Origin of the sequence: Finegoldia magna ATCC 29328 (assembly GCF_000010185.1) — a bacterium.
Lineage (GTDB): Bacteria > Bacillota > Clostridia > Tissierellales > Peptoniphilaceae > Finegoldia > Finegoldia magna_H.
On the sequence record NC_010376.1, the window covers coordinates 692,157 to 703,562 of the forward strand.

14 protein-coding genes are annotated in these 11,406 nt (G+C 29.6%); all 14 read left to right on the plus strand.

The genetic code is table 11. The features are described 5' to 3' along the window. Positions 1-7: 7 nt before the first annotated feature. From alaS to FMG_RS03460, 14 genes are read left to right on the plus strand one after another with little or no spacing between them, the layout of a single operon-like run. Entirely contained in the window at positions 8-2,629 is a 2,622-nt protein-coding gene (gene alaS, locus FMG_RS03395) for an alanine--tRNA ligase (RefSeq protein ID WP_012290527.1), read from the plus strand. A gap of 12 nt (positions 2,630-2,641) precedes the next feature. Next, a complete protein-coding gene (locus FMG_RS03400; RefSeq protein WP_002838215.1) occupies positions 2,642-2,908 on the plus strand; it encodes an IreB family regulatory phosphoprotein in 267 nt (88 codons plus the stop codon). A gap of 52 nt (positions 2,909-2,960) precedes the next feature. Next, the gene (ruvX, locus tag FMG_RS03405) at positions 2,961-3,374 is read left to right on the plus strand and encodes a Holliday junction resolvase RuvX (RefSeq protein ID WP_002836239.1); all 414 of its coding nucleotides are present in this window, start codon (positions 2,961-2,963) and stop codon (positions 3,372-3,374) included. Between the two features lie 2 nt (positions 3,375-3,376). Continuing rightward, complete coding sequence (locus FMG_RS03410; protein WP_002838342.1) at positions 3,377-3,619, plus strand: DUF1292 domain-containing protein; 243 nt, start codon at positions 3,377-3,379, stop codon at positions 3,617-3,619. Then, entirely contained in the window at positions 3,619-4,071 is a 453-nt protein-coding gene (locus FMG_RS03415; protein ID WP_002838348.1) for a Fur family transcriptional regulator, read from the plus strand. Before FMG_RS03410 ends, FMG_RS03415 begins: the two co-directional genes overlap by 1 nt. Further along, positions 4,072-5,739 (plus strand): ribonuclease J, encoded by a 1,668-nt coding sequence (locus FMG_RS03420; protein WP_012290528.1) that lies wholly within the window; start codon positions 4,072-4,074, stop codon positions 5,737-5,739. 1 nt (position 5,740) lies between these two features. Continuing rightward, positions 5,741-6,079: a YlbF family regulator gene (locus FMG_RS03425; RefSeq protein ID WP_002838362.1), complete on the plus strand. Its 339-nt coding sequence runs from the start codon at positions 5,741-5,743 to the stop codon at positions 6,077-6,079. Then, entirely contained in the window at positions 6,072-6,716 is a 645-nt protein-coding gene (locus FMG_RS03430; protein WP_012290529.1) for an O-methyltransferase, read from the plus strand. The genes FMG_RS03425 and FMG_RS03430 overlap by 8 nt, the downstream gene beginning before the upstream one ends. 46 nt (positions 6,717-6,762) lie before the next feature. After that, entirely contained in the window at positions 6,763-7,989 is a 1,227-nt protein-coding gene (locus FMG_RS03435) for a peptidase U32 family protein (RefSeq protein ID WP_012290530.1), read from the plus strand. Positions 7,990-8,026: 37 nt separating this feature from the next. Next, positions 8,027-9,184, plus strand: coding sequence for an HlyD family efflux transporter periplasmic adaptor subunit (locus tag FMG_RS03440; RefSeq protein ID WP_012290531.1), 1,158 nt, complete (start codon positions 8,027-8,029; stop codon positions 9,182-9,184). After that, positions 9,184-9,864, plus strand: coding sequence for a YggS family pyridoxal phosphate-dependent enzyme (locus FMG_RS03445; protein ID WP_012290532.1), 681 nt, complete (start codon positions 9,184-9,186; stop codon positions 9,862-9,864). The genes FMG_RS03440 and FMG_RS03445 overlap by 1 nt, the downstream gene beginning before the upstream one ends. 9 nt (positions 9,865-9,873) lie before the next feature. Then, positions 9,874-10,359 (plus strand): cell division protein SepF, encoded by a 486-nt coding sequence (locus FMG_RS03450; protein WP_002838352.1) that lies wholly within the window; start codon positions 9,874-9,876, stop codon positions 10,357-10,359. Further along, the gene (locus FMG_RS03455) at positions 10,356-10,628 is read left to right on the plus strand and encodes a YggT family protein (RefSeq protein ID WP_035112577.1); all 273 of its coding nucleotides are present in this window, start codon (positions 10,356-10,358) and stop codon (positions 10,626-10,628) included. Before FMG_RS03450 ends, FMG_RS03455 begins: the two co-directional genes overlap by 4 nt. A gap of 1 nt (position 10,629) precedes the next feature. Continuing rightward, positions 10,630-11,406, plus strand: coding sequence for a YlmH/Sll1252 family protein (locus tag FMG_RS03460; protein WP_012290533.1), 777 nt, complete (start codon positions 10,630-10,632; stop codon positions 11,404-11,406).

Here is an 11,406-nt window from a genome sequence, read left to right on the forward strand (position 1 = left end):
GGTTATAATGAAAAATTACGGTTTAAATGAAATTAGAAAAAAATTCTTAGATTATTTTGGTGAAAGAGGACATCTTGTTATTAAATCATTTCCTCTTATTCCACAAGATGATAAGAGTCTTTTGCTTATAAATGCTGGTATGGCACCATTGAAAAAATACTTTACAGGTGAGAAAAAACTTAAAAAAGACAGAGCAACATCTTCACAAAGATGTATTAGAACAGCAGATATAGATGAAGTAGGAAAAACACAAAGACATGGTACTTTTTTCGAAATGCTTGGTAATTTTTCTTTTGGAGATTATTTCAAAAGAGAAGCAATTACATGGGCATGGGATTTCTTGACAAATGAATTAGAAGTTCCAAAAGATATTTTGTGGGTAAGTGTCTATGAAGAAGATGAAGAAGCTTATAATATATGGGTTAATGAAGTTGGGATTAGTCCAGAAAGAGTTGTTAAATTAGGAAAAGCTGATAACTTCTGGGAGTTAGATCAAGGACCTTGTGGACCATGCTCTGAAATTCACGTAGACAGAGGATTTGAATTTGATCCTAGAGAAGATGCAAAACCAGGTGATGAAGGCGAAAGATTCTTGGAAGTATGGAATTTGGTTTTCACACAATTTAACAAAACAGCAGATGGAAAATACGAAAGAATTGCTCATCCAAATATAGATACTGGAATGGGTCTTGAAAGAATTACAATGGTTTTGGAAAATGCTGACAACATTTTTGAAATTGGACTTGTAAAAGATATAATCAAAACTATTGAAGAAATTTCAGGTGTAAAATATAAAGAAAATCACAAGAACGATGTTTCCATTAGAATTATTGCAGACCACGTACGTGCTATGACATTCTTAATCTATGATGGAGTAATCCCAAGTAATGAACAAAGAGGATATGTACTAAGAAGACTTATAAGAAGAGCTTGTAGACATGGAAAATTATTGGGAATAAACGATAGCTTCATAGAAAAAGTTATCGATTCATGTATTAAAGTTTATGAATCAGGATATCCTGAATTAAAAGAAGATAGAGATAGAATTGTTAAAATAGCTAATGCCGAAGAAAAGAAATTCCAAGAAACTTTGGATTTGGGATTGAATATTTTAGATTCTATGTTGAAAGAAACAGATTCAGATGTATTTAGTGGTGAAAATGCATTCAAGTTATATGACACTTACGGATTCCCAATAGATTTAACTAAGGAATTAGTCGGTGAAGTTAATAAGACTGTAGATGAAGTTCAATTTAAAAAATTAATGGAAGAACAAAAAGAAAGAGCTAGGGGATCAAGAAATGAATCTAATATGGGTTGGTCTTCTGACAAAAAATATGGCGAAGAACTTCCAGAAACAAAATTTGACGGATATAATTCATTAAAAGATGAAAGTAAAGTTATAGAAATTTACGGTGAAGATGAAAATAATTTAAAAGCCGGACAAATGGGTATAATAGTATTAGATTGTACAACTTTCTATGGAGAAGGTGGTGGACAAGTAGGTGACAAAGGAATTATCTATAATGACAATTTCAAAGCTGAAGTGTACGACACTAAGAAAACAGGAAAGAAAGTATTCTTGCACTACGTTAAAGTTACTGAAGGAAGTTTACACGTAGGTGACAAAGTTACAATAGAAGTAGATGAACTTAACAGAAGAGATATTATGAAAAACCACTCTGCAACACACTTATTGCATCAAGCTTTAAAAGATGTTGTAGGAGATCATGTTAATCAAGCTGGATCTTACGTTGATGGAGAAAGATTAAGATTTGATATCACACATTTTGAAGCGGTTTCAAAAGAACAATTAGAAAAAGTTGAACAAATTGTTAATGATAAAATAGCTTTGGGAATTCCAGTAAAAATTGATGAAATGTCATTGGAAGAATCACAATCAATAGGAGCTAGAGGACTTTTCGAAGATAAATATCAAGATGTTGTAAGAGTTGTTCAAATGGGAGATTATTCTATAGAATTATGCGGTGGAACTCACGTTAAAACAACAAGTGACATTCAAATGTTGAAGATAATTTCCGAATCAAGTGTTGCTGCAGGTGTAAGAAGAATCGAAGCCATAACTGGCCGTGCAGTATACAAATATCTCAAAGAAAGAGATAGGTTGATTGATAATGTTAAGCATTCACTAAAAGCATCTAACGAAGACGAAATCACTAGAAGAATTGAAATGAATACTGAGGAAATTAAGGGATTGAAGAAGAAACTTAAAGATATAACAAATAAGGATTTATCTTCAAATGTTGATTCAGTTATTAATGATGCTGTAGAGGTTAATGGTACAAAAGTTTGCACATTTGAATTAAGTGGTTTGGACAATAATTCATTTAGAGATTTTGGAGAAAATATTAAATCAAAATTAGAAGATGGAGTTGTAATATTAGCTAATTCAGATGAATCAAAAGTATCATTTATAGCTTTAGTTACGGATTCTTCAGTTAAAAAAGGTGTATTTGCAGGAGATATTGTAAGAGAAGTTGCCAAAGTATGTGGTGGTAACGGCGGTGGACGTAAAGACTTTGCACAAGCTGGTGCAAAAGATAGTTCCAAAGTTGATGAAGCATTACAAAAAGGAATTGAAACAGTGAAATCAAAACTTAATGCTTAAAGGAGGCAAAAAATGGAAGGTAAGGATTTAAACCATACGGTTAGATTTGAAGCATCGAAACTTGAAAAGAAATCAATAAAGGAGACTTTGAAAAAAGTTTACCAAGCTTTAGAAGAAAAGGGATATGATCCTAAAAATCAAATTATTGGATATATATTATCAGGAGATCCTACTTACATTACAAGCTTTAATAATGCAAGAAATTTGATAAGGCAAATAGATCGCGATGATTTATTGGGAGAAATGTTAGAAGTTTACTTGAATGAAATAGATAAATAAAGGATAATGTAGAGCTGTTACTTTTAACAGCTCTCAAAATATGTAAAAATTTATGGAAAGATATATTGGACTTGATGTGGGAGATAGGACTATAGGTGTCGCTATAAGTGATCCGTTTTTATTGACTGCCCAATCATTAATGACGATCAAGAGAAAAAGTAAAATTGAAGATATAGAAATCATTAATGATATAATTAAAGAGAAAGAGGTCAGTAAAATTATAGTAGGTCTACCTAAAAACATGAATAATACAATTGGCCCTCAAGCTAAAAAAGTTAAAACATTTGTAAAAGAACTAAGAAAACATACGGATTTGGATATTGAATATGTTGATGAGAGATTGACAACTGTCAGTGCTACGAGAGTTTTGATAGAACAAAATGTATCAAGAAAAAAAAGAAAAGATGTAATAGATAGTGTTGCAGCGACATATATTCTGCAAACTTATTTAGATATGGGAAGATAATTATGGAAACAATAAAATTATACGATGAAAATAATAATGAAAAAGAATTTAAAATAATTAATACATTTGGTATGGATGATGATAATTATTGCGTATTAGAAGATGTATCAAATGGAGAGAATGTTATTTTGAAATATATAGAAAACGATGAACAAATTGAATTTATTGGATTAGAAAACGAAAATGAATTAAACGATGCTATCGAAGTATATGAAGATCTAATGAATTCACAAAAGGAGCAATAATGAACATTGAAACATTAAAAACTAAACTAATCAATGCAGGATACAAAGTAACTAAACAAAGAGAAGTAATTTTTGAAGCATTGTTAGAAAATATGGATTCACACCTATCTCCGGAAGAATTAAACGAAATAGTAAGCAAAAAAGATCCGGAAATTGGTATAGCTACGGTTTATAGAACTTTATTAATTTTTGAAGAACTTAACTTGGTATATAAGTTAGATTTTGATGATAAAAGATACAGATATGAATTAGTGGATGAAGATGAAGATCACCATCATCACCATATTATATGCACTAATTGTGGTAAAGTTGATGAAGTTAAGTATGATTTATTAGAAGGCATCGAAAAGCAAATTAGAAAAGATTACAACTTCGATATACAAAATCACGATGTAAAGTTTTATGGGATATGTTCTGATTGCCAAGAGAAACTTAAAAATGAGGAGAAATAAATGGCAAAAAAGAATATTGATAAATTAAAAGTTATTCCACTAGGAGGACTTAATGAAATAGGGAAAAATATGACAGTAGTAGAATACAAAGATGATATTATTGTCGTTGATTGTGGAATGACATTTCCTGATGAAGAAATGTTGGGGGTAGATATAGTAATCCCTGATATTTCTTATCTAGAAAAAAATAAGGAAAAGATCAGAGGAATAGTTATAACTCACGGTCACGAAGACCATATTGGAGCAATTCCTTATGTATTAAAAAAATTAGATGCCCCTGTTTATGGAACAAAACTTACAATGGGACTGTTAGAAAATAAAATATTGGAGCACAAGTTAAGTTTGAAGTCACTTCATACAGTTGATTACAGAAAACCAATTAAACTTGGTGCTTTTAGCGTAGAGTTTGTAAAAGTATGTCACTCAATTCCAGATTCTGCAAGTTTAGCTATAACAACTCCTGTAGGAGTTTTGTTCTTTACTGGTGATTTTAAAATAGACTACACTCCAATTGATAACAATAGAATGGATTTTGGAAGAATAGCTTCCATAGGTAATAAGGGAGTTCTAGCACTATTCGCTGATAGTACAAATGTTGAAAGACAAGGTTATACTTTAAGTGAAAAAAGTGTTGGTAAAACTTTTATAAATTTGTTTGACGATGCACCTGCTAGAATAATTGTAGCGACCTTTGCATCTAATGTTCACAGAATTCAACAAGTTATTTCAGCTGCTGAGCATTTCAATAAAAAAGTAGCTCTTTCAGGAAGGTCTATGATTAACACTGTTAACGTTGCGCGTGAGTTAGGATACATTAAAGTTGGCGACAAAACTATTATTGATATAAATGATATCAATAAGCATAAACCAAACGAAATAGTTCTTTTAACAACTGGTTCTCAAGGTGAACCAATGAGTGCAATGACGAGAATGGCTAATGGTACACACAGAAAAGTTCATTTAGATCCTACTGATACAGTTATTTTGTCTGCTACACCAATTCCAGGAAATGATAATCAAGTTAGTTCAGTTATCAATAAATTGATGGAAATGGGAGTTAAAGTTATTTATTCTTCCTTGGCTGATGTACACGTAAGTGGACACGCTTGTCAAGAAGAACTGAAATTGATGCATTCATTAGTTAGACCTAAATTTTTTGTTCCACTTCATGGAGAAATGAGACACTTAAAGTGTCATGCAAATTTAGCACTTGATATGGGAATGAAAGAAAAAGATATTGTGATTGCAGACAATGGTAATACAATTGAATTTACAAGAAAAAGCATTAATCTTGTCGACACTAAATTTGCAAGTAACATTTTAGTAGATGGACTTGGAGTAGGTGATGTTGGAAATGTTGTATTAAGAGACAGAAGACATTTATCAGAAGACGGATTAATTGTTGTTGTAATTACTTTGGATGCTAGAAACAAAGAAGTTATAGCTGGTCCTGACATCATTTCAAGAGGATTTGTATATGTTAAAGAAAATAATGATTTAATGGAAGAGTGCAAATCTGTTGTTCAAAATGTTTTAGACGAATGTTACACGAAAAATATCTACGATTGGTCAACTCTTAAACACAATATTAGAGAAACATTAAAGAAATTCTTGTACCAAGAAATCAAGAGAAATCCAATGATATTGCCAGTAATAATGGAGGTATAATATGGAATATAAGAAAAAAGCTGAAGAATTAGCTCAAATGTTGAATAATTCATCAGAGTTTCAAGAACTTAAAAAACTTCACAAAGATGTTTATAAAAAGAATGAAAATAATAAAAATATGATAGATGATTTCAAAAAACATCTTTTTGAATATCAATTAAAAATTCAACAAACAGGAAAAGAAGATCCTGAAGATGTAAAAAAACTTCAAAATTTACAAAATATCATTATGACAAATCATGATATTGCAGCTTATCTACAAGCAGATGCAAGATTTTCTATGATTTTAAAAGATGTTTACGATGCATTAGAAAGTGGCATAAAATTAGAAGATGAATAGTATTGTAAATGAACACCTACAAGATTATTTAAGACAATTATCAAAAAGTAACGATGAAACTATCCTAGAGTTAGAAATATTTGCAAAGGAAAATCATATACCAATTGTTGAACCAGAGGTTAGACAATTGCTGAAGATAATATTACTAATGGAACAACCAAAGTCTATTTTAGAAATAGGCACAGCTATTGGTTACAGTTCGATTATTATGAAAAAAACTTGTCCCGATGCAAAGATTATTACAGTCGAAAATTACGAAAAAAATGCAAACTTTGCAAGAGAAAACTTCAAAAAGTATGGATATGACGATATTCAATTAGTCTTTGGTGATGGATATGAAGTTATGAAAAACATGGACACAAAATTTGACTTGATATTTATCGATGCTGCTAAAGGACAATATATAAAATATTTTGAAGAAGCTGTACGATTAGCTAACAAAAATTCTGTTATTGTATGTGACAATGTTTTGTTTAGAGGAATGGTATGCGAAAAAGAATTCTATGAACATAGACACAGAAAGATAACTATAGTTAAGAGATTAAGAGAATTTTTAGAAATTATTTCGGATAGTTCAAAATACGATACAACTATCATTCCAATCGATGATGGAATGAGCATAACTAAATTAAAATAGCGATAGTCGGAAGTCTGTGATTTCCGACTATTTTTGAGGAGATTAAATGAAAAAAGTTGAATTATTAGCACCTGCCGGTGATTTAGATAAATTAAAAACAGCCATTGATTATGGTGCAGATGCAGTGTACATGGCAGGTCCAGACTATGGATTGAGAACTGCATCTAAGAACTTCACAATAGAGGATATGAAAGAAGCTGTAGATTACGCTCATAGTAGAGGCAAGAAAATATATATAACAATGAATATATTAGCCCACAATGATGATTTGGAAGGAATTGAAGACTACATTCAAAACTTGATAGATATAAATGTAGATGCTCTTATTGTTTCTGATCCAGGTATTTATTCTATTATAAGAAGTATTAATAAAGATGTTGAAGTCCACATGTCGACACAAGCTTCTGTAACAAATTTTAGAACAGTAAAATATTGGATGGATCAAGGCATAAAGAGAATTGTATTGGCTCGTGAATTGTCATTGAAAGAAATTCAAGATATCAAGAAAAATATTCCTGATTCCGAATTGGAATGTTTCGTACATGGAGCTATGTGTATGTCTTATTCAGGAAGATGTTTATTGAGTAACTACATGACTGGAAGAGACGCGAACAGGGGAGACTGTGCGCAAGCATGTAGATGGAAGTACAGACTTGTTGAAGAAAAAAGACCAGGAGAGTATTTTCCAATTGAAGAGGATGAGAAGGGAACTTTTATTTTCAATTCAAAAGATTTGTGTATGATAGAACACTTAGATAAATTAATTGCAGCAGGAATTGATAGTTTAAAAATAGAAGGTAGAGTTAAGAGTCAATATTATGTAGCAACGGTTGTTAGAAGCTACAGAATTGCTATCGACAAATACTACAATAATGAATTTGATGAACCAACAGCAAAGAGACTTTTAGAAGAAATTAAAAAAGTTTCTTACAGAGATTTTACTACAGGATTTTTTGAAAAAAAACCTGATGAAAATGATCAATTGTACGAATCATCATCTTACATTAGAAAATACGATTTTGTAGGTTTATTATTGGATTATGATGAAGAAAGTAAAATTGCTACTTTTGAACAAAGAAACAGAGTTTTCAAAGGTGACGAAGTAGAAATTTTTGGGCCAGAAGATGGATTTATTACTACAAAAATCGAAAAAATGTATGATGAGAAGATGAATGAAATTGAAGTAGCTAATAAAGCTCAACAAATTTTTAAAATTAAGATTGATCAAAAACTTCAACCAAATTCGATGATGAGAAAAAAGAGCGATAATTAATTTTGGAATGTAATTTATACTATGATATAATCAGATTATGAAAACGAAAAAACTTAACAAAAAAGAAATTTTTATAATTATCATTTCTGTTTTAGTATTAATTTTTATTGTTCACAATTTATTAGGTTTTTTCTTTAAAAGAAACCTTTATCTTGTGAATGATATTTCCAAAATAAAAAACGAAATAAATGCAAATGCTCTTGTTCTAAAAGATGAGTACATTTATTTAAATGATGTGGATACTAAAGCAGCTGAAAATGTAAAATATCCTGTAGGATCAAATGTTATAAACATACCAAAAGAAATAAACTCACAAATGAGTACAAAGTATATAGATGACAAATTGAATGATTTGGAAACAAATCACAGCGATAAAACAACAAGTAATTTTGATATTAAAGATACCGATATAAAATCATTATCAAACTCTATAAGAAATAGAAAATTCGATGAAAAGTTTTTATCTGAGTATGATAAGAAGAAAAACATCACAGAAGAAGAGTATTTTCATTCAAAAAAAGAATTAAAAATACTAAAACAAGTTCTAAACTCAAAATCAACTACCGTTAAGACTACGGTTAGTGGAGTGTTGAAAAACAATGTAGACAACTATGAAAACTTTGTAGGATATAACTCCTCTAGTATATTCGGTAGTGATTATTATTTGAGAGATATTGGAGAAAACTATAACACTAAAGGTTTATCTGTAGTTGATAGCATGAATTTATCATTAGTATTCGATGTTGAAAGTTCAAAATTGAATAGAAATTTGAAAAATAACGATGAAATTGAAATCCATGTTGACAAAAATGATTATTCGGCTCATATAAAAGACATAAAGGTAAATGGGAATATTATAACTATAGTTTGCGACATGAATGATGGTATTAATAATTTGATGAATAAAAGATTCGTACCTATAACTGTAATTGATAAAAAAACAAAAGTATTCAAAATACCAAAAAAATCAATTATTACGAAGGATTCTACACAAGGTGTGTTCATTAAAAAAGAAACAGGAATTATTAAATTTGTAGCTGTAAAAGTTTTAAAAACTGACGACAAATTTGCATATGTTTCAACTGGTACTGATGGACAAATCGATGTTAATAACAGAAAAGTAAAAACTCTGGAACTTTACGATTATATCGTAAAAAATCCAAGGTTTGTTAAAGAGGGGGAACTTTTAAAATAATGAGTATAAAAGATAATCTAAATGAAGTTAATGAAAATTTGAAAAAATTTGCATCTCATGGAGAAACTCCAAAACTTATTGCGGTTACAAAAACTGTTGATATTGATAGAATTAAAGAAGCAATTGATTGCGGAGTAACAGATATTGGAGAAAATAAGCCCCAAGAAATGAGTTGGAAATATGATGAATTAAAAGATTCTGTAAATTATCATATGATTGGTCATTTGCAATCTAATAAAGTTAAAGATGTTGTAGGAAAAGCTTGTTTGATTCATTCATTAGATAGAATGAGTGTTTTAAAAGAAATTGAGAAGAGAGCAAGTGCTATTAATAAACCACAAGATTGTTTGATTCAATTAAATGTTGCAGAGGAAGAGCAAAAATCTGGTTTATATCTTGATGATTTGGATTCTTTTATAGAAGAAATTGAAAAAAGAAAGTTTGTCAAAGTAAAAGGTTTGATGAGCATTGCTCCGTTTGCTGAAGATCCAGAAGAAATAAGATGGGTTTTTAAGAAAATGAGAGAAATTTATGATAAAATAAAAAATACAGAATACAAAAATATAGAAATGAAATACTTATCTATGGGAATGAGCCACGACTACAAAGTGGCACTTGAAGAAGGATCAAATATGGTAAGAGTGGGAAGCTTTATTTTTGGTAAAAGAAATTACAATTAGGAGGACATTATGTCATTTATGAATTCATTTAAAAAATTAGTAGGAGTAGAAGACGATTACGACGAATATTACGATGACCAATACTACTATGATGAATCAGATCATGTAGAATCTGAATCAAAAGATTATGAACAAAAACAAAATTATGAAACAAAATCAAATATAGTAAGCATGAATAATTCTGCAACTAAACCTGTGGAATCTAAACCTTTGAATAGAGTTAAAATAAACATTCATGAACCAATTAGTTTTGATGATGCACCAAAAGTAATTGATGTAATATTAAAAAATGAAGTTGCCGTATTAAATATTGAAATGCTTGAAAAAGATGTAAAGCAAAGAATATTTGACTTTGTTAGTGGAGCTATTTATTCACTTGATGGCAAAATGCAAAAAGTAACTAAAGATATTTTTGTGTTGGTACCAAAAGGAGTTGAAATTGACGGCAAAATTAAGGATCAGATAACAAAAAATAATGGATTTTTCCAATTATGATAAATGGATTTAGTATAGTTAATTTTTTCTTAACTATTTTGAAGTTGATTGAATGGTCGATATTTATTAGAGTTATATTGTCATTTGTTCATATATCAAGGGATAATGCTTTGGTCGACTCGATTTATTTGATTACTGATTATATAATGTATCCTGCAAAAATATTGCTGGGCATGTTTGGACTTGATAGAGGAATTATAGATTGGTCTCCATTAGTAACATTGATATTTCTTCAAATTATTGGATCATTAATAATAGGATTGATTTAAAATGAGTTACGAATTAAATTACATTCAAGATATAGAAATTAAAAAGACTATCGATAGATTTATTGATAGTCTTATTTCAGTTAAAAAGACAAAAACTATATATTCAACAGATTTTATGAATCCTAAAGAAATAGAGTATGCTATTTCGATTTTAAATACAGAGACTGATGTAGGATATATGGCTACGAATTGTCCGAAAAACTGTGAAAATAGCATTATTATAATGTGGGATAGATATTGCTACTCAGAAGAATACATTAATATGTTCGATTATATTGGTCTATTGGAAATACAAACCGATCAGGAAATTTCTCATAGAGACATTTTAGGAGCTGTGTTGAATTTAGGAATTAATCGTGAAAAAATCGGAGATATTTTTACACATAATAAAAGATTTTATATTTGTGCTACAAATACGATGATCAAATTTTTGAATTTAAATTTGACAAAAATTAAAAAGTTTAATATTTCGACATCGATTGTTGAAAAAAACATAGAAAAAGATGAAGAAAAGTACAAACCATTCACAGGCATTATAAACTCAGAAAGATTGGACTGTTTGGTTTCTGAGATGGCAAATATTTCCAGAAAAGATGCTCAGATTTTGATAAAAAATAAGAAAATTAAGCTTAATTATGAAGTAGTATCTAATACTAGCAAATCAGTCGAAGAAAATTCTCTTGTATCAATTAGAGGTTATGGTAGGTACAGACTTATAGAATACTTGGGAAACACAAAAAAAGACAAATTGAGAATAAAATATATTAAATACATTTAG